Source organism: Nonomuraea longispora, from assembly GCF_004348345.1.
Classification (GTDB): domain Bacteria; phylum Actinomycetota; class Actinomycetes; order Streptosporangiales; family Streptosporangiaceae; genus Nonomuraea; species Nonomuraea longispora.
In genome coordinates this window covers 37808-57124 of sequence record NZ_SMJZ01000023.1, presented here as the reverse complement: position 1 = coordinate 57124, position 19317 = coordinate 37808, and the positions used below count along the sequence as shown (strand labels likewise).

The 19317-nt window shown below is 69.9% G+C and carries 17 protein-coding genes; 5 read left to right on the top strand and 12 right to left on the bottom strand.

Annotated features, from left to right (window positions below; all coding sequences use genetic code 11):
• The 4 genes from E1267_RS09245 to E1267_RS09230 form a co-directional block, all read right to left on the bottom strand.
• The coding region (locus E1267_RS09245; RefSeq protein ID WP_132331775.1) for an RNA polymerase sigma factor at nt 1-1233 on the bottom strand (1233 nt) is incomplete at its 3' end.
• Nucleotides 1234-1377: 144 nt separating this feature from the next.
• Complete coding sequence (locus E1267_RS09240; RefSeq protein ID WP_132331773.1) at nt 1378-2178, bottom strand: hypothetical protein; 801 nt, start codon at nt 2176-2178, stop codon at nt 1378-1380.
• Nucleotides 2179-2256: 78 nt separating this feature from the next.
• Entirely contained in the window at nt 2257-3867 is a 1611-nt protein-coding gene (locus tag E1267_RS09235) for an ABC-F family ATP-binding cassette domain-containing protein (RefSeq protein WP_132331771.1), read from the bottom strand.
• A gap of 53 nt (nt 3868-3920) precedes the next feature.
• Nucleotides 3921-4856, bottom strand: a complete 936-nt coding sequence (locus E1267_RS09230) for a phage baseplate protein (protein ID WP_220449392.1) — start codon at nt 4854-4856, stop codon at nt 3921-3923.
• A 189-nt stretch (nt 4857-5045) separates the two neighbouring features.
• On the opposite strand from E1267_RS09230, the gene E1267_RS09225 reads away from it, so the two are divergent.
• From E1267_RS09225 to E1267_RS09205, 5 genes are all read left to right on the top strand, one after another.
• The gene (locus E1267_RS09225; RefSeq protein ID WP_132331769.1) at nt 5046-6212 is read left to right on the top strand and encodes a glycoside hydrolase family 183 protein; all 1167 of its coding nucleotides are present in this window, start codon (nt 5046-5048) and stop codon (nt 6210-6212) included.
• On the top strand, nt 6209-7219 hold the full coding sequence (locus E1267_RS09220; protein WP_132331767.1) for a DUF4432 family protein: 1011 nt from the start codon (nt 6209-6211) through the stop codon (nt 7217-7219). Before E1267_RS09225 ends, E1267_RS09220 begins: the two co-directional genes overlap by 4 nt.
• Nucleotides 7216-7989: an SDR family NAD(P)-dependent oxidoreductase gene (locus tag E1267_RS09215; RefSeq protein ID WP_132331765.1), complete on the top strand. Its 774-nt coding sequence runs from the start codon at nt 7216-7218 to the stop codon at nt 7987-7989. The genes E1267_RS09220 and E1267_RS09215 overlap by 4 nt, the downstream gene beginning before the upstream one ends.
• Nucleotides 7990-8220: 231 nt before the next feature.
• On the top strand, nt 8221-8640 hold the full coding sequence (locus tag E1267_RS09210) for a peptidase inhibitor family I36 protein (RefSeq protein WP_132331763.1): 420 nt from the start codon (nt 8221-8223) through the stop codon (nt 8638-8640).
• A gap of 80 nt (nt 8641-8720) precedes the next feature.
• A complete protein-coding gene (locus E1267_RS09205) occupies nt 8721-9554 on the top strand; it encodes a hypothetical protein (protein WP_132331761.1) in 834 nt (277 codons plus the stop codon).
• On the opposite strand, the gene E1267_RS09200 is transcribed toward E1267_RS09205, so the two are convergent.
• From E1267_RS09200 to E1267_RS09165, 8 genes are all read right to left on the bottom strand, one after another.
• Nucleotides 9513-10949: a S10 family peptidase gene (locus E1267_RS09200; protein WP_132331759.1), complete on the bottom strand. Its 1437-nt coding sequence runs from the start codon at nt 10947-10949 to the stop codon at nt 9513-9515. The genes E1267_RS09205 and E1267_RS09200 overlap by 42 nt on opposite strands.
• A gap of 9 nt (nt 10950-10958) precedes the next feature.
• Nucleotides 10959-12191 (bottom strand): enolase C-terminal domain-like protein, encoded by a 1233-nt coding sequence (locus tag E1267_RS09195; protein ID WP_132331757.1) that lies wholly within the window; start codon nt 12189-12191, stop codon nt 10959-10961.
• A complete protein-coding gene (locus E1267_RS09190) occupies nt 12188-15184 on the bottom strand; it encodes a glycoside hydrolase family 38 N-terminal domain-containing protein (protein ID WP_132331755.1) in 2997 nt (998 codons plus the stop codon). Before E1267_RS09190 ends, E1267_RS09195 begins: the two co-directional genes overlap by 4 nt.
• A complete protein-coding gene (locus E1267_RS09185; protein WP_132331753.1) occupies nt 15184-15993 on the bottom strand; it encodes a carbohydrate ABC transporter permease in 810 nt (269 codons plus the stop codon). Before E1267_RS09185 ends, E1267_RS09190 begins: the two co-directional genes overlap by 1 nt.
• On the bottom strand, nt 15990-16823 hold the full coding sequence (locus tag E1267_RS09180; protein WP_132331751.1) for a carbohydrate ABC transporter permease: 834 nt from the start codon (nt 16821-16823) through the stop codon (nt 15990-15992). Before E1267_RS09180 ends, E1267_RS09185 begins: the two co-directional genes overlap by 4 nt.
• 29 nt (nt 16824-16852) lie before the next feature.
• Nucleotides 16853-18103, bottom strand: a complete 1251-nt coding sequence (locus E1267_RS09175; RefSeq protein ID WP_132331749.1) for an ABC transporter substrate-binding protein — start codon at nt 18101-18103, stop codon at nt 16853-16855.
• Between the two features lie 41 nt (nt 18104-18144).
• Nucleotides 18145-18843 carry a FadR/GntR family transcriptional regulator gene (locus E1267_RS09170; protein WP_132331747.1) on the bottom strand — a complete coding sequence of 233 codons (699 nt, stop codon included), beginning with the start codon at nt 18841-18843 and terminating at the stop codon, nt 18145-18147.
• A gap of 87 nt (nt 18844-18930) precedes the next feature.
• The gene (locus tag E1267_RS09165; RefSeq protein WP_132331745.1) at nt 18931-19245 is read right to left on the bottom strand and encodes a DUF305 domain-containing protein; all 315 of its coding nucleotides are present in this window, start codon (nt 19243-19245) and stop codon (nt 18931-18933) included.
• Between the last annotated feature and the right edge of the window lie 72 nt (nt 19246-19317).

Below are 19317 nucleotides of genomic sequence, written 5' to 3'. Positions count from 1 at the left end.
GGACGGCTCCGCCGGGCCGGCGTGCGTCGGCGGGCGGTCGGGCGGTCGGCCCTGCCAGGTGGGCCACGGGCCGGGCGACGGCGGCGGGCCGCCGGTCGGCGAGGGCAGCAGGGGCGCGGGTGAGGGGATGACCAGGGGCGGCGGCAACCCGGGTGACTCCGTGACGCCGAGGGGGCGCATGGTCGTGGCGTCGACGATGGGCACCACGGTGACGGGAAGATTCTTCGGCTCGCCCTGCCAGGGCAGTCTGATGCCGGGCGGCTCGCCCGTCGGGGGGAAGGCCGCCGTCGCGACGCCCGACAGGCCGCCGTTGTCCCTGCCGATCTGCTGGAAGATCACCGCTATCGCCACCACGGCCGCGACCGCCGCCAGCGCACCCGCCAGCGCCTGAGGCCACCTTCCAGCGCCCTTGTCCGCGGGAACGGGAAACCCGGCGGCTCCAAGGCCGCTGGTCCGCCTGGCGACGTAGCGCCGGTAGGGCAGCAACTCCGGGTCGCCGAAGCAGCTCAGGACCCTGACCCGCAGCGGCTGCGGCAGCGCCACGGCCGGCAGCAGCGCGTAGACCTTGGGCGCCGACACCTCGCGGTCGCGGTGGGGCGCGCAGGTCTCGCAGCGCGACAGGTGCCTGACCAGGTGCTCGCGCATGTCCTGGGTCAGCTCGCCGGAGAAGCCGGCGAGGATGCGGGCGCGCGTGGGGCAGTCGTACGGGCCCTTCCTGGCGAGGATCTCGGCCGTGATCGCGCCGCCGAGTCGTTCACGGGCCTCCTCCATGACCTGCTCCACCTGGCGCGGCGGGAGCGCGAGGACCTGGGCGAGCTCGGTGGTGGGCAGCTCGTGCCGGTAGGCCAGCTCCAGCGCCTCGCGGTCGGTGACGGGCAGGCCGTGGACCGCGTTCCACGCCATGACCCGCAGGTCGGCATCGGCCGGGTCGTCCAGCGGCGGTGCCTCGGCGAGCGCCTGCGCGGGGCCGGGCGGCGCGCAGGCCCTGCGCCGGAGGCATTCGGCGCGGGCCAGCGCGTACAGCCAGGTGCGCAGCCGCTCCGGCTCTGCCAGCGCGTCGGCGTGCGCCTCGGCCGCGATCAGCGTGTCCCGGAGCGCCACCTGCGCACTGTCGGCACTCATGAGGAGGGACCAGCAGTAGCGGTAGATGCTCTCCGCGTGTGCGTCGTAGAGAGCGGCCACGGCGTCGGTGTCGCGGGCACGAAGGGCTTCCACCAGAACGCGGTCATCCATGTGACCGAAGGTAATGGATCGGTAACTAGTAGTTCCACCATTTCCGCGCCGGTGGCATGGCTTGTCGGGCGGCATGTTCCGGTTCCTCATGAATATTCGCGATAGCCCCCTGCGACTAGATTTATCGAGCTTTGAGGTAGAAAATCATTGCTTATACTTGCTGACGATCTCGGTGCTCCGGTCCACCGCGAACGGCTCGGTCGTCGGCTTGACCGTGTGCACCGGCAGAGCGCCCCCGAGCGCCAGATCCTCGTAAGGGCGGCCGGTCGATCCCCAGGTCCGCGCGGTGATCTCGGTCTTGGCCACCTTGGCGCGCGGGGGCACCCCCGACACGGTGAGGATGAAGCGCGGGGGGCGGCCCGCCTTCACGTCGTCCACGAACGTGCTGCCACCGGCCAGGAGTTTGCCCGTTTTGTCGCGCAGGAGAGCATTGACGACAAGACTGCTCGCCGCCGTACGATAGGGATTATCCACATATCCGGTAATAAGGTATGAGCCGTCTTTCTGGCGCAGAGTCTGGGTCCGGGTGATAGGAAACTCACGGAACGCCGACGGGATCCGCGCCGCCAGCCGCCACTGCGCCGGACGGTACTGGATCGTCACCTTGGCCGGCTTCTGGGTGGCGGTGGCCTGGCCGGTGAAGGCCAGCGACCCGCCCGGCGGCACGGCGTCGAGCGGCTGGTCCATCCTGACCACCTCGGCGCCCTTGGTGTCCTGTCCGACGATCGTGGCCACCACGTGCTCGCCGAAGTGCCACGGGTTGGCGTTGCTGAGCACGCCGGCCCAGTTGACGGCGTACCCGTCGGCGGACTTGACGATATTGGAGACCTGCTCCTTGAGCGCGAGCGGCTTGAGCTCTTGGACGGGTTGTTCCTCGCTCGCGCACCCGGTGAGGCAGATCGCCCCGAGTGCGAGGAGGCTGACGGTTCGGCTACGCGGGATCACTTTGCCGTGATAACCCGTGCATGGGCACGGATGGCAGGAGACACGCGCCTGCCGTACCAAGTCTTTAACGCGGGTCCCTCAACGCGGGCGCACGACCCTGGCTTCGTCCCAGACCGGCTCGGGCGACTCGTAGACCGTGCCGTCGGAGCCGAAGACCAGGAAACGGTCGAAGTCGGTGGCGAACCAGCGGTCGTGGGTGACCGCCACCACCGTGCCGTCGAACGCGTCCAGCCCCGCCTGCAGCGCCTCGGCGCTGGCCAGGTCGAGGTTGTCGGTCGGCTCGTCGAGCAGCAGCAGCGTGGCGCCCGACAACTCCAGCAGCAGGATCTGCAGGCGTGCCTGCTGCCCGCCCGACAACGACTCGAAGCGCTGCTCGGCGGCCCTGCCCGCCAGCTCGTAGCGGGCCAGCGTCTTCATCGCCTCGTTCTTCAGCCGGGCGTGCTCGGTCATGACGATCTCGACAGGCGTGCGGCCGAGCAGCTCGGGACGGGCGTGTGTCTGGGCGAAGTGCCCCGGCACGACGCGGGCGCCCAGTCGGGCCACGCCCTCGTGGCGGACCTGCTCGCCCGCCAGCAGGCGCAGGAAGTGGGACTTGCCCGAGCCGTTGGAGCCGAGCACCGCGACGCGCTCGCCGTACCAGACCTCCAGGTCGAACGGGCTCATCAGCCCGCTGAGCTCCAGACCTTCGCAGATCACCGCGCGCTTGCCCGTGCGGCCTCCGCGCAGCCGCATCGTGATGTTCTGCTCGGCCGGCGCCACCTCCGGCGGCCCCGCCTCCTCGAACTTGCGCAGCCGCGTCTGGGCGGCGTGGTAGGCGGGGGCCATGCCGTCGTTGTAGCGGGCTTTGTTCTTCAGCATGTTGACCAGGGCCCTGAGCTTGGCGTGCTCTTCGTCCCAGCGCCTGCGCAGCTCGTCGAGCCGCTCGTTGCGCGCCCTGCGCGCCTCGGCGTAGGTGGCGAACCCGCCGCCGTGGATCCAGATGCCGCCGGACTCCACGGTGATGATGCGGTCGGCCGCGTTGGCCAGCAGCTGGCGGTCGTGGCTGACCAGCAGCACCGTCTTCGGCGTCTCCCTGAGCTGCTGCTCCAGCCACTCCTTGCCGGGCACGTCGAGGTAGTTGTCGGGCTCGTCGAGCAGCAGGGTCTGGTCGGGGCCGCGCAGCAGCGCCTCCAGGACCAGGCGCTTTTGCTCGCCGCCCGACAGGGTGGCCACGTCGCGATATTTCACCTGTTCGTACGGAATGCCGAGCGCGGCGACCGTACAGGTGTCCCAGAGCACCTCGATCTCGTAGCCGCCGGCGTCGGTGTAGTCGCTGATGGCCTGCGCGTAACGCATCTGCGTCTTCTCGTCGTCGCGCTCCATCATCGCCAGCTCGGCCTCGTCGAGCCGCCCGGCCGCCTGCCGGACGGCGGGCGGTGCGACACCCAGCAGCAGGGCACGCACGTCGCTGCCGTCGCGCACGCTGCCGATGAACTGACGCATCACGCCCAGCCCGCCCGAGCCCGCCACGCTGCCCTCGACCGGCTGAAGGTCGCCGGCGATCAGCCGCATGAGCGTGGTCTTGCCCGCGCCGTTGGGCCCGACCAGCGCCGCCTTCACGCCTTCGCCGATCCGGAAGGACACGTCGTTGAGCAGGGGCCGCCCGTCGGGCAGCACGTATGTCAGATGTCCTACTTCGACGTGGCCCATGCTGCGCAGGCTACCCGGCCCGTTCGTGACGGAGCATCACCTTTTCCGGCCGCTCAGATCAACTCGGTCTTGTAGAAGATGCTGGCCTTGCGCGCCTTCGGTACGCCCGAGGCGAGTCCCAGGCACAGGCGGGGACCGCCGGAGGTGAGCTGGATGGCCATGCCCTCCGGCTCACGGAAGTCGAGCGACCTGCCCGCCTCGGTGCGCGCCCGCTGGACGCGGTCTCCCGTGCGAAGGTCGAGGCACGTGATGAACGAGTTGCCGGGCGGCGGGTTGTCGTCACTGTAGGCGTTGCCGGTCAGGATGTACACGTAGTCGCCGTAGGGGGCGTACCCCTGGAAGGTGCCCAGACCCGACATCTGCGGCACGTCGTGGATCGGGTCGGCCGAGCCCGACTTGAGCGCGGCCAGCGAGAACACAGCGAAGCGGAAAGAGCTGCCGTCGTGGTAGCGCATGACCAGCCGGCCGGTCGAGGGGTCCGTCGCGCAGGTGGTGTTCACCGCTCCTGAGATCGGACTGAACTTGGTGAGCGCCGACGACGACCTCGTCAGCGTCTGCCCGTTGACGAACTTGAAGCGGGCCAGCCTGCTTCCCCTGGCGGAGTCGCCGTCGCTCACGGCGTCGGTCTCGGTCCACAGGTACGCCGAACTCCCCGACGGCTCGACCCCGATCTGCACGCCGTGGCCGAAGCCCATGAGGTACATGTGGCCGAGAACCGAGCCGCTCAGGCTCAGCTTGGTCAGGCACAGGTCACCCGCGGCGTTGGACCCGCCGCCGTTCTTCACCTGGACGGTGTAGATGTGACCGTTGTCGTTGTCGAAGGAGAACGACTGCAGCACGGTCTCGTCGCGCAGCGCCTTCCTCCAGATGAGCGGGCTGGAGGGGGCGGTCAGCTGGAAGCGGCCCCCGGCCCAGGCGGCCGCGGCGGCTGAGGCGGTTGTCGCGCCCGCCACGGCCGTGAGGGCGGCGCCCGCCCCGATTCTGAGCAAACCCCGACGGGTGACCGGCATGTGCGAGGACATCATCACCATCCGTTCTGCTGTGATCAGCACCCGGGCGTCACTGTAGTGGTGGCGGCCTCAGATTTCGGATGGAATTCGGATGGAATACGGAGACTCTAGACAGTAAGTGATCTAATGACTAGAACTGTAGGGAGTCTCCTCCCCCAAGGACCAGTGATGACGCGATTCCGCTCCGCCCTCGCACCCCTCGCCATCGCGTTGACCGGCCTGACGGCCGTGCCGCAGCCGGTCTGGGCCGCGCCTCCCCGGCCGGCGCACTCGGCGGCGCCACAGGAGCGGCAGGCCACCGCCGCCTCCGAGTGCGCGCCGACCGTCGCCGGCGCCTCCACGAACGCCCGCCTGACCAGGTTGTTCACCGCCTACGGCAACGACAACAGCCGCCTCGACGACTGGACGGGCGCCGACGGCACCTACTCGCTCAAGCTGCCCGGCGGGAAGGACCTGTGGATCTTCTCCGACACCTTCCTCGGCCAGGTCGACCCGGACGGCTCGCGGCCGCCCGTGGTCGAGGAGGGCGGCACGACCGTCTTCCTCAACAACACGTTCGCCGTCGAGCGCGACGGCAGGCTGTCCACGATCCACGACGGCACCCCGGAGAAGCCGACCGCCGTGATGCCGCCGCGCGACGAGGACCACTGGTTCTGGGCCGGTGACGCGACGCTGGCCGGCGAGATCGTGGAGGTCACCTACCAGGAGTACGAGCGGTTCGGCGAGGGCGCGTGGGACTGGCGCTGGCACCGCAACGTGGTGGCCAGGTTCGCCCCCGGGCGGCTCGACGAGCCGATCAGCGTGCACGACCTGCCCTCGGGGCACGGCGTCTCGTGGGCCTCGGCGACGCTCAAGGACGGCGGGTACACCTACGTCTACGGCGTCGAGGACCTCGGGTCGCCGAAGTACATGCACGTCGCCAGGGTCAAGGGGCAGAGCCTGCTGGGCCACTGGGAGTATCTCAAGGCCGACGGCACCTGGTCGCCCGACGAGGCCGACTCGGCGCGGGTGATGAGCGGGGTGGCGAACGAGTACAGCGTCAGCAAGGTCGGATCCGGATATGTCCTGATCACTCATGACACCACCGAGGAGCTCAGCCCCACCATCGTCGCCTACTCCTCCTGCTCCCCGTCCGGCCCGTTCACCGGCAAGCAGCACGTCTACACGACCCCCGAGACCAAGGGCGACGTCTTCACCTACAACGCCCACGCCCATCCCGACGTCAAGGGCAACGGGCTCGTGATCTCGTACAACGTCAACAGCTTCGTGAACACCGACCACTACCGTGACGTGACGATCTACCGGCCCCGGTTCCTGGATGTGACCTTCGAGTGAGACGTAACTGGGCGGCCCGCCTGCGGTACATCACGATCGACGGGCTGCGGGCGGTCGTGCTGGAGAACGAACGGCTGCGCGTGACCGTCGTGCCCGACAAGGGCGGCGACGTGGTGGAGTTCCTGCACAAAGCCACCGACACCGACCTCGTCTGGCTCTCCCCGCAGGGACTTCGCAACCCGCGCGACCACCTCCAGGGCGCGGCCGACGACGTCGCCCAGTTCGTCGACCACTACGAGGGCGGCTGGCAGGAGGTCTTCCCCAACGGCGGCGCTCCGAGCGAATACCGGGGCGCGCGGCTGGCGCAGCACGGCGAGGTCTCGGGGCTCCCGTGGGAGTGCGAGGTCGTGGCCGACTCCGAGACCGAGGTCGCCGTACGCCTGCGCGTACGCACGCGGCGGCTGCCGTACCTGGTGGAGAAGGTCTTCCGGCTGCGCTCGGGCACGGCGGCGCTGGAGATCGAAGGACGGGCCACCAACGAGTCGGACCTCCCGCTGCACGCCATGTGGGGCCAGCACATCGTGTACGGCCTGCCGTTCCTGCGCCCCGGCGCCACGATCACGCTGCCCGAGGGCGTCACCGTGATCCCGCACGAGAGCGCGATCGGCCCGGGAGGGCGGCGGGTCAGGGCGGGCGGGCCCTGGCAGTGGCCCGTGGTGCCGGCGGACGGCGGCGGCGAGACGGACCTGAGCGTGGTGCCGGAACGGGGTACGCCGAGCGACATCGTGTACCTGACCGGCTTCGACGAGGGTTGGTACGAGATTTCTGGGGACATCGGTATGCGGGTGGAATGGGACGCCACGGTCCTGCCGTACCTGTGGATGTGGCAGGAGCTCGGGGCGTCCACCGATCACCCCTGGTGGGGGCGGGCCTACACGGTCGGCCTTGAGCCCTTCTCCAGCATGCCCACCGACGGCCTGGCCGCCGCCGTGGCCAACGGCACGGCCCTCACCCTTGATCCTCACGAGACGAAAGAACTGCGGTTGCGCGCGGAGGTGCTGGCATGAGTAGCGAGTTCGGCGGGAAGGTCGCGCTGGTCACGGGCGGCTCGATGGGCATCGGGCGGGCGGTGGTCGACCGGCTGGCCGACGGCGGCGCGTCCGTGGTCTTCTGCGGCGCCGACAAGGACGCCGAGCTCGACAGCGAGCACGTCGTCGGCAGGATCGCCGACGTGCGCAGCGCCGGCGCCATGCGCGATCTCGTGGACCTGGCCGTGGCCAGGTTCGGCGGGCTCGACATCGTGGTGACGTGCGCGGGCGTGCAGCGTTACGGCACGGTCGAGGACACCCCTGAAGAGGTCTGGGACGAGGTGCTCGACATCAACCTCAAAGGCGTCTATCTCACGTGCAAAGCCGCCGTCCCGAGGCTGCGGGCCCGCGGCGGCGGCTCGATCGTGGTCATGTCGTCGGTCCAGGCGTTCTCCTCGCAGGCCCAGGTGGCCGCCTACACCGCGAGCAAGGCCGCGCTGAACGGCCTGACCAGGGCCATGGCGCTCGACCACGCGGCCGACGGGATCAGGGTGAACGTGGTCTGCCCCGGCTCGGTGGACACGCCGATGTTGCGCTGGGCGGCCGACCTGTGGCGCGGCGAGCTGTCGCAGGCGGAACAGGTCGCGCAGTGGGGCACGTCTCACCCGCTGGGCCGCGTGGGCAGGCCCGAGGAGGTGGCCGAGATGGTGGCGTTCCTCGCGGGCCCGCGCGCGTCGTTCATCACCGGGGCCGAGCACCGCGTGGACGGCGGGCTGCTCGCCCAGAACCCGGCGGCGCTGCCCGAGTAGGTAGAGGGGAGGCCACGGGTTCCTCCACCGGCGCACCAGAGCCGGCAACAGTTCCGTCAACGCGACGAAAGCCCATGTCACAGGCCTGATACGAGTGAGTCGGCGAGCCAGGGCACGCGACCTTGCACGGGCGCGCAGCCCTTGTGGATCGGCGAGTCACAACGACTCGTGTTCGATTCGGCACGCTAAGTTACCGAGGTCGAAAACGACTCACCGATCGAGGAGAGACCTGTGAGGCTATCCAGGAAGGCCGCCGGCATCGTCGCCGTGGCCGCGATGTTCACCGTGGTCGCCCCCGCGGCTGCCGCGGTGGCGAGCCCCCGCTCGACCTGCTACGGCGGTCGTGTCTGCCTGTACGCGGGCTTCGACTACAACCGTGGCCAGATCGACCACTGGCGTGACTTCGTCAAGGACGACTCCAACCTTGCCGACAACAACTGGCTGAACTGGGACTTCAGCAACACCTGGCACAGCATGGACAACGAGACCAGCTCGGTCAGGAACCGGGTCGGCTGCAGCGCCACCCTCTGGCAGCACCCCGGCTACACCGGCGCGCACAGCACGTTCACGCACAACTCGAACGACGGCTACCTGTCGAACAACGCCATCGGCAACAACCGCACCAGCGCGATCGACATCTGGTGCCGCTGAGAATTGACGGGAGTGCCGGTTTCCGGGCTTGGCCGCCGGAAACCGGTCGCCGGGGACTCCTCGCGAGCGCGCTGCTGCTGGTGGCGTCAGCCGCGGCCTGCGCCGCCGACGAGCCAGCCGCGCCCGCGTCGCCCGACCAGGACAGCACCGCGATGACGCAGCTGGTGCTGCCGTTCGACGCCTACAAGACCACTCCCGAGCAGCGGGCCGTTCTGGGCAATGCCCACAACCATCTCGTCGTCCAGTGCATGCGCGAGCGGGGCAGCACCGTCACCCCACCCGCCGAGGACGCCGCCGAGATCGCCGCGGTCGATCCCGGCAACTCCCGCCGTTACGGTGTCACGGACATCGAGGCGGCCAAGCAGTACGGCTACCACCTGGCCAGGCCGCCCTCGCCCGACACGACCGGCGCGTGGGCCGCCAAGCTGCCCAGGCCGGTCCGCCACCGCCTGTACGGCACGGCCGCCGACCGCGGCTGCCTCGACCGGGCGACGCAGGCCCTGGACAAGGGGGCGCGCAAGGCGGACTGGCCGTGGTTCTCGCTGCAGGACTCGCTCACGCTGGAGCAGGCCGCCAAGGATCCCACGGTGAAGGAGGCGGTCAAACGCTGGCAGTCGTGCATGCGCCAGGCCGGCCACTCCTACCCGTCGCCCGAGGCGGCCATCGCCGACGGTCGCTGGAACCTGGACGATCCGGCGGTCACCGAGGAGGAGAAGCGGACGGCGACCGCCGACACCAGGTGCAAGTGGTCGTCGGGGCTCGTCCTGGCCTGGTACGGAGCCGACGCCGAGCTCCAGCAGGCCGTGATCGCCGACAATCCCCGGCGGTTCGCCGCTCTCCGCTCCAACCTCAAGCAGCGGCTGAAACGGGCTTCAGGCCTGCTCGCCCAGCACAAAAGCGGCGAGGTCGGCTGACTGGCGCAGCCTGCTGGGCTCGTGGACGTACATCATGTGGCCGGCCTCGTAGTACTTGAACTCGACGTTGGCGGCCAGTTCCGTGGGCACCGGCAGGTGGGCGACGGCGTGCTCGGCGGCGTAGTAGGGGGTCGCGCCGTCGTGGTAGCCGCAGGCCACGTGCACCCGAAGGTGCGGGTTGGCGCGCATGGCGGCGGCCAGCTTGTCGGTGACGGCGACGTGCGCGCCCTCGAACTCCTTGTACGACCACGGCCGCACGCGCGAGGTCAGCACCTCGTACGGCAGGTCGTTGGCGTAGCCGAGTTCCGCCCGCAGGTAGTGGTTGAGCGCGGCGCTGTACGGCCCCATGATCGCGTTCATGCTGGGGTCGGCGAAGAAGTGTTCCCGCCCCGCGTCGGGATCCCACCCGGTGAAGCGCCCGTCGAGGCGGCCGACGACCTGGCGGCGCGGGCGCAGCAGTTCGGTGAAGAACCGGATGTGCTCGATCCGCAGGTCCACCCGGTCGACGTAGTCCTCGGTGAGTCCCGTCAGCGCGGCGATCCTGGCCACAGCCGAGGCGCGCTCGTCGGGGGCGAGCCGGCTGCCGCGGGCCAGCGCCCAAGGGTAGTCGCGCTCGGCGAACTCCTCGGCCTCGCGCAGCACGTCGGCCAGCGGCCGGTCGCCGTGCAGGCCGTGGTAGTGGGCGATGGCCGCGTACGTCGGCAGGTAGAGGACGTGGGCCAGGTCGTTGCCCTGGTTGAACTCGCCGGTGATGAAGTCGAGCACCGAGGAGATCAGCATCAAGCCGTTGATGTACATGCCGTAGCGCGACTGCAGGTGCTCGGCCAGCCCGGCAGCCCTGACCGTGCCGTACGACTCGCCCGCGAGGAACTTCGGCGACATCCACCGGTCGTTTCTCGTGGTCCACAACCTGATGAGCTCGCCGACCGACTCCAGGTCTCCGGTGAACCCGTGGTACGGCTCCGGCTTCTCCCCCTCGGCCGCCCGCGAGTAGCCGGTGGAGACCGGGTCGATGAAGACCAGGTCGCTCACCGTCAGCAAGCTCTCCTCGTTGTCGGCCAGGCCGTACGGGGGAGGCAGGAGCGCCCCCGCGTCCCCCATGACGACCCGGCGCGGCCCGAGCACGCCGAGGTGCAGCCACACGCTCGACGAGCCGGGCCCGCCGTTGAAGGCGAACGTCACCGGCCGGCTCAGCGGGTCGGCGCCCTCCAGCGTGTACGCGGTGACGAACATCTCGGCCTTCGGGCGCAGGCCGTCGAAGGCGCCGTCGGTGAAGACCTCCTCGCGCAGCACCATCGTGCCGGCGGTGGCGGTGTAGCGCTCCCCTGACGGCAGGGCGTGGGAGGTGGTGACCAGGTTGTCGGCGGGCGGAGCGGGCCGCGAGGGTTCAGACATAAGGCACCATTATGGCGTTACCTCGACAGACACGGAGGGGTCGGCGAACCGTGCGTTCGGCACGGTCGCGTACCAGCCGGGCCTGCCGGGGTCGCGGTCGTACGGGTAGCCGCCCATCTCGCGGTAGAGCTCGGCGTACTGCGCCACCCGGTCCCTGTCGAGCCGCACGCCCAGCCCCGGGCCGTCCGGCACGGCGATGGCGCCCTCCGAGTACGCCATCTTGCCGCCCTCGATCACGTCGTCGCGCAGCTGGTGGTAGTGCGCGTCGGCGGAGTAGGTGAGGTTCGGCAGCACGGCGCCGAGGTGCAACATGGTCGCGAGCTGGATGCCGAGCTCGCCCGACGAGTGCACGGCCACGCCGACCTGGAACGTCTCGCAGACGCCGGCCGCCTTCACGCACGGCCGGATGCCGCCCCAGAAGGTCGTGTCGAGCAGCACCACGTCGGCGGCCCTGCGCAGCACGTTGGAGGCGAGCTGCTCGAAGTTGACCACGACCGTGTTGGTCGCGAGCGGCACCCTGACCTGCTCGCGCACGGCTCTGAGCCCTTCCAGCCCCCAGACCGGGTCCTCAAGGTAGTCGTTGTTCAGCCCTTCGATGGCCCGGCCGAAACGCAGGCCCTCCGCCACCGACAACACGGCGTTCGGGTCGTACCTGAGCCGGTCGCCGGGGAACGCCTCGGCCAGCGCCCGGTAACACTCCAGCTCGTGGTCCGGCGGGAACACGCCGCCCTTGAGCTTGTGCACGGTGAACCCGTGCGCCGCCTTGAGCCGCGCGGTGTGCTCGACGAGCTGGCCGGGCGTGCGGATCTCGGCGTGGCCTTCGGCGGCGTACCGGAAGAACAGGTAGGAGGCGAACGGGACGGCGTCGCGCACGCGCCCGCCCAGCAGGTCGCTGGCGGGCACGCCGAGGTGCTGCCCGATGAGGTCGACGCAGGCGAACTCGATGGCGGCCAGCAGCTGGGTGCGGTTGTTGTAGAGCGAGGCCGTCGGGTTGGCGATCTTGAAACGCAGCGCCTCAAGCTGGAAAGGATCATGATCTTCGAGGTACGGCATGAGCGCGCGGAAGGCCGCCTCCGCGCTCTCGCCGCCGCCGCCCATCTCCCCCAGGCCGATCAGCCCGTTGTCGGCCTCCACCTCGACGATCGTGCGGACGAACCGCCCCCAGTGCGCGCCGTTGCTGTGCCGCAGCGGCGCCTCCAGCGGGACCGCGACCGTCGTGGCCCTGATGTCAACGATCTTCACGCGCACGTCCCCCTGACGACGGCCACCCCGCACGCGGGCAGCCGTACCTTGACCGATTCGTCGACCACGTCCAGCCCGCGGGCCGAGCTCAGGCCCGGCAGCGTGACAGTGGCCTCCACCGGCTCGGCGGCCAGCGACTGCAGCCGCACCACCCGCTCGTCACCCGACCGGCCGAGCGACGTGACGAGCACGTCGGGGTGGTCGACGGAGACGTACGTCCGGCCGGCGGCCGGGCCGTCGCCGATGAGCGCGCCGACGAACGGCTCGGTTAGTCCCGAGGCCACCGCCGCCCCGAGCCGTCTGTCCCCTGTTCCGGCCTCGCTGGTGACCGCGTAGCGGAACGTCGTCTCGCCCTGCTGCTGGGCGGGGAAGTTCGTGTCCCAGATGTTGTTGAGCGCCCACGAGTAGACCGTGCCGTCCTCCTGGTCGAGGGTCGGCGGGAACGGCGCGTACGGCATGTGGATGGTGCCGAGCTGCACCAGCGGCGCTTCGAGCGTGGCCCAGGCGATGGTCAGCTCCGAGTCCTCGAACGCTATCCAGTGCCGGATCGGCAGCATGTATTCGGCCGAACCCGGCACCCGCGGCACGTCGGGACCGCCCACGCCGCCGGTCAGCTCCCAGGCCGTGGCCTGGCCCGCGGCGAACGGGAAGGCCAGGAACACCGCCTCCTTGGAGGAGGTGCCCTGCTTGGCGAGCTGGTAGGTCAGGTCGACCCTGGGCACGCCGTTGTGCACCTCGATCGTGGTGCGCAGCCAGTCGACGCCCTTGGCCCGCAGCTCCACGACGAGCTTCTCGCCCACGGCGGTGCGCTGGACCTCGGTGATGACGGCGTTCCTGCCGACGGCGCGGTCGCCGAGCAGGGTGCGGTCATGCGCCCCCACGTGTCCGGACATGTGGTTGAAATGCGGGGCGGTGGCGTACTGGTCGTAGACGTATTGGCCGAAGCCCGCCGCGGCCTCGCCGTTGACCAGCTCGCGGCCCGCCCTCTTGTCGAAGATCGAGCTGACGTAGCCCTCGCGCACGTCGTACGCGACCCGGTAGAACTCGTTCTCGATGACCCCGTCCGGGCCCAGCTCGACCGGCTCGGGGGCCTGGGTCTGGCCGGGCACGACGTCGAGGCGCGCGTAGCCGTAGCCCGGGATGTCCTCGACGACCGCGTGCACGTGCCGTCCGATCGGCCTGGTCGGCCAGTCCACCGGGTCGACCAGCTCCTCGTGGTGCGGGAGCGTGCGCCCGGTCCGGGCGTCCACCAGCTCGATCGGCACGTCCACGCCCACCACGTCCCTGGGCAGGAACGCGCGTACGACGTCGGTGCGCGCCCGCGTGCCGGGGTTGAAGACGGCGAACGCGGCCAGTGCCCCGCCCGTGCCCTCCTCGCCGCCGGCCCTCGTCAGCGCGGCGGCGAACCTGCGGGTCGCCGCGTGCAGCAGGTCGGACGCGTCGTCCTGGGCCTGGTAGGCGCCCGACGACTTGCGTGTCCACTGCAGGCCGCCCGAGTCGCCCGCCTCCTCGGCGTCCTCCCACGGGTTGGCCGCGCCCCAGGTGTGCTCGTTGAACAGCGCGACCTTGTCGTAGGCGGCGTCGATCTCCTCGGTGGCGTCCTCGCCGGCCAGCGTGTGCAGCGTCTCGGCCGCCCGCAGCGCCGACTGCGCCCTGCGCACGTAGCCGAGCGGGCGCGCGCCCGAGCCGAGCCCGTCGGCCCACCAGTCGGTCCAGTCGCCCTCGTGCACGGCCAGCCGGTCGAGGTAACGCTCCTCGACGTGCTCGAAGAAGTCCTTGTTGGCGGCCGAGCGCAGGCGCGGGTAGGCCCACTGCTCGTTCCACCTGCGGGCGATCGACGCCGGCACGATCGACGGGCCCGCGTTGTCGGCGTGCGCGCCCTGCACCCGCAGGTGCAGCACGTCCAGCTCGTACGGCTCCTTGGGCGCGTCGGGCCCCTGCCAGCCGAAGGTGCCCGGCCCGTACGGGTAACCACGCGTGGCCAGCGCCGACAGGTAGCGCGGCAGCAGGTCGTCGGCCAACTCGAAGGAGTCGGTCAGCCCGACCGTGTTGCCCTCCATGTACGCCATGCCGTGCGGCGTGTCCGTGAACCACACGACGACCTCGTTGCCGCTCGGCGCTCGCCATCGGAACGGCCTGGTCAGCTTGTCACCGCCGTGCAGGTAGGGCACCGAACGCCCGGCCCAGTTGTGGGCCGCCGCCAGGTAGCGCACGCCGTGCGCGCTGAGCGCGTCGACCAGGCCGACCACCGCGCCCGGCACGTCGGTGTGCATCGCGGACGTGGTGGCGAAGCCGTACCGGTCCTTGAGCTGGGAGGTGAAGCGGAGCTGCCGGTGCAGTTCCTCGGTCGAGCAGGCCTCGGTGTGCAGCTGGAACGGCAGCGCCGTCACCTCGATGACGCCCTCGCGGGCCCGCGCGGCGAACTGCTCGACCAGCTCGGGCGGCCGCGCGTCAAGCCACTTCAGCGCCGGCATCGACGACTCGACGCTCCACCGGAACTTGGCGTCGTCCGGCCAGGACGAGGTCTCCTCGGCCAGGCGAAGCGCCGCGTCCAGGTAGTCGAGGTGGTGGCGGAGCACCGTGCCCTGCGGGTCGGTGTAGCCGATGTCGAGGTGGGAGTGGTGCACGACGAACACGCTCCACTTGCGCTGCGGCGTCACCGTGACCTGGGCCGAGCCGACCACGCCCGCGTCGTCGCGGCACTCCAGCGTCAGCTCGCGGGGCGCGTCCACCTCCGGCACCAGCAGCGTCACGTCGCCGCCCGACGCGCTGTCGAGCTCGTTCTCCGCGTCCGCCAGCGTGTGGGTCAGCGGCCGGGTGCTGGACACCCTGACCGCCTGGCGGCCGTCGTGGGTGAACAGCGGCAACACCGAGACCCGCACCTCCAGCCCGCGCACGCTGATCACCGGTGTCGAGGTGTCGTCGCGCAGCGCCTGCCTGATCCCGTCGTAGTCGGGACTGCCCAGACTCTGCTGGAGCAACCGGCTCGTCATCAAAAACTCCCTAGAGACAGGCCCCTGGCGAAGAGGCGCTGGGTGGCGAGGAACAACACGACCGTCGGCAGCGAGACCACGAGGCCCGCCGCCAGGCCGACGGGCACCGGGGTTCCGGCGTACACGTCGGTCATGAGGCCGGCGATGGCGGTCATCACGGGCCGCACCTCCTCGGTCTGCGTCAGCGTCAGGCCGAAGATGAGGTCGTTCCAGATGAAGGTGAACTCGAGGATGAACACGGCGGTCAGCGCGCTGGCCGAGATCGGCAGGTAGATGCGCCAGAAGATCCGCCACGTGGACGCGCCGTCCATCCGGGCGGCCTCGAAGATCGAGAACGCCACGCCGGAGTAGAAGTTGCGCAGCACGAACGCGGCCAGCGGCACGTTGATCGCCGTGTAGATGAGGATCATGCCGAGCCTGGAGTCGTACAGGCCGGCGTCGCTGTAGCCGACGAAGAGCGGCACGAGCAACATCTGCGAGGGGAAGATCGTGCCGCCGAAGATCAGCAGGAACCACCAGAACCCGTACTTCAGCCGCAGCACCACGATCGTGTAGCCGGCCAGCGCGCCCACGAGCACGCCGAGCAGCGGCGAGACGGCGCTGTAGAGCGCGGTGCTGGCCAGGCTCTGGGTCAGGTCGGCGCCCTCCAGCGCCCGTCCGAAGTTCTCGAACAGCGCGAAGTCGCCGGACGGCACCCACGCGCTGCCCGGATCGTACGACCCGGCCGGGCGCGCGGCGTTGACCAGCAGCAGGTACGTCGGCCCGATCCAGACCAGCCCGAGCAGGACGAGCACGGCACGCCTGATCATGTGGCGGTCACCTGCCTCTTGAGATAGAGGTACGACGCCAGCCCCGTGACCACCGTCAGCATGACGGCCACCGCGGAACCGTAGCCGTATTCGCTGGCCACGAACGTCTCCTTGTACATCGTCACCGCGAGGGTCTCCGAGTTGCGGCCGGGCCCGCCCTGCGTCAGCACCCACACGATGTCGAACGTCTTCAGCCCGGCCACCAGCGCGAGCCCCACCACGACGGCCGTCAGCGGCCTCATCAGCGGCCAGATGACGTGCCGGAACAACCGCCACCCGGAGGCGCCGTCGAGCCGGGCGGCCTCGATGGGGTCCTTGGGGATCGACTGCAGGCCCACCACGAACAGCAGCGTGTTGACGCCGAGCTGCTGCCACGTCCAGACCAGCAGCATGGCGACGGTGTTGGCGGGCGCGTCCTGCAGGAACGCGGTGTCCACGCCGAGCATCAGGTTGGCGATCCCGCCGTGCGACAGGATCGGGCTCCACACCATGGCGAGCCCCGCGCCGCTCAGCGCGTACGGCAACATGAACGGCAGGCGGTACCACGCGCCGCCCCTCAGGTCGTACGACAGGACCGCCACCAGCAGCCCGAGCCCGACCGGCAGCACCATCGTGCCGACCACCCAGATGAGCGTGTTGCGGGTCGAGGTGAGCAGCGCCGGGTCGTCGAACAGCTTGGTGAAGTTGCGCAGCCCGATCCACGTCGGCGGCTCAAGGCCGTCGTAGCGGGTCAGGCTCAGGTAGGCCGTCCACAGGAACGGCGCGTAGAGCAGCCCCGCGACCAGGAGAGCGGCCGGCGCGACGTAACCGTGCCTGAAGCGGCCGAGCATGGGACCACGCGTGCTCCTGGCCGCGCTCACTACTGCGTGCTCCAGTACTCGTCGGCGGCCTGCTGGATGGTCTCCAGCACCTCCTTGTACGAGCCGGGCTGGGTGACGAACTTGCTGAACCCGTCGAGCGCGGCCGTCAGCACGGGCGGCGGCGTGGCCTCGAAGTAGCGGTTGACCAGGCGGTATTTTCCGCTGCCCGCGTCCTTGGTGACGGCGCCGAGCGCCTTGTCGTCGATCTCCACCTTCGGGTTGGCGCTCACGTCACCCCGGCTCGTCGCCCACTTCTCCTGGGCCTCCGCGGTCGTCCACCACTTGAGGTACTTCGTGCCGGCCTCGGGGTCGGCCGCCTTCGTCAGCGAGCACAGCGGCCCGCTCTCGAAGATCATCGAGGTCTTGGGCAGCGCCGGGTTGAGGTTGGGGATGACGAAGAAGTCGTAGTCCTCGCCGGCCTTCAGGTCGCGCTGCGTCATGCTGGTGTTGAACCAGCTGCCGGACGACACCATCGCGGCCTTGCCGTTCTTCAGCACGTCGGCGGGGTCGGTCTTGTCGCCCGGGTTGATGAAGTAGCCGGCGTCGATCAGTTGCTTCCACTTCTCCATGACCTGCACCACGCCCGGGTCGGTGTACTTCGCCCTGCCGGTGGACAGGCGGTCGTACAGGTCGGGGTCGGTGCCGGCCAGGAGCTGCTCGAACCAGACGAACGAGAACAGCACGCTGGTGTGGTAGAAGGCCTTGACGTCGTTCTGCTTCAGCGTGTCGGCGGTCTTGACGAGGTCGTCCCAGGTCTCCGGGGGCTTCAGGTCGTACTTGTCGAAGATTCTTTTGTTGTAGAACATGCCCCAGTAGGCGACGTTCATCGGCACGCAGTACTGCTTGCCGCCGATCGTGTAGTAGGGCAAAAGGTCCTTCGACAGGTCGCCCGCCTTGATCGCCTCCTGCCAGATGGCCGAGGTGTCGGCCACCTGCTTCTGCTTGACGATCTGCTCCAGCATTCCCCCGGTCTGCCAGGTGAACAGGTCAGGTTTGACGTCGGTGCGGAACGACGCCTTGATGAACGCCTGGTACTGGGCCGAGTCTGTGTATCCCGTCGGCTTGATGCTCAGGCCGATGCTCTGCTTGGACGCAGCGCCCATCTCCTCGAAATACTTCGTCCACGCGCCCTTGTCGTTGTACAGCGTCAGCTCGGTCTTCTTCTCCTGCGGCGCGTCGGCGCCGTTGCCACCACAGGCGGCCAGGACGAGCGCCGCCACGCCGAGCGTGACCACACGTGACCGGAACATGGCCGGCCTCCTTGTTTCCATCGGGGGTTCAACCGGGGGGTTCAACCCGGGGGGTTCAACCTGTGCTCTATGACCGTCCTGACCTCGACCAGATGGGCCCGCATGCGATCCTCGGCCTCGGCCGGGGCGCGTGCCTCGATGGCCTCCAGGATCGCCAGGTGCTCCTCGTAGTCGCGACGCCGGTCGTCGAAGATCTGCAGGATCTCCCGCTGCTCCGGCCCGTGGACGAGGAGCAGCGAGTCGACGACCTCGTGGAGCACGCTGTTGCCCGCCATCCGCGCGGTGGCCCGGTGGAAGGACATGTTCGCCTCGTGCAGCTCGGCGTCCTCGCCGCGCAGGTGCTTGCCCGCCTTGTCGAGCACCCCCTTGAGCACGGCGAGTTCGTCGCCCTCCGCGCGCTGCGCGGCCATCGCGGCCAGCGGCGGCTCGATGACGATGCGCGCCCCCAGCAGCTCGACGAGCTGGGCGGCGTGCACCTCGCGCATGTTGGGGTTGGGCAGGACCAGCCGCTCGATGGCGGCGCCCACGTAGATGCCGGAGCCGTGCCGCAACTCGATGGCGCCGGTGGCCTCCAGTCTGCGTAGCGCCTCGCGCAACGTCGGGGTGGTGACGGCGAAACGCTGGGAGAGCTCCCTGGTCGAGGGCAGCCTGTCGCCTGGCCGGTGCCCGCCCTTGCGGATGAGCTCCAGCATGCGCTCGGTGAGAGCGTCGGAAAGCGTGGGCCGCGTTACCTCGGACATATCAAGTGATCTAATCACTTATTACCATCGGCGTCTACGACGCCGGGCCGATTTCCGGCGAAAAATGCCTGGTGAGGGGTCCGGCGCTCAGCCGCTGAGCAGGTCCCGCATCATGCCGATCTGCGCCGTGCGCGACGCGCGCACCTGGGCGGCCCACCTCTTGACGGCCGGGGCCGCCCCGCCCGACACCTCCGCGGCCGCCATCCGCACGGCGTCGCCCTGGTGCTCGATGAGCAGGTCGAGCAGGTCGCGCTCGAAGCCGGCCGACCGCCTGAGCGCCCGGATCTGCTCGACGCCGGTCTCCGGCATGCCGCCGTGGTGGTCGTGCGCGCCCGCGGCGGCGGTCAGCGGCTGGTCCCAGGAGCGCAGCCAGCGCAGCAGCATCATCTCGACCTGCCCCACCGGCCCCCAATCCCCTAGGAAACCTCCCTAGGGGATTGGGGGCCGGTGCGCGAGGGAGGCCTGTACAGGCCT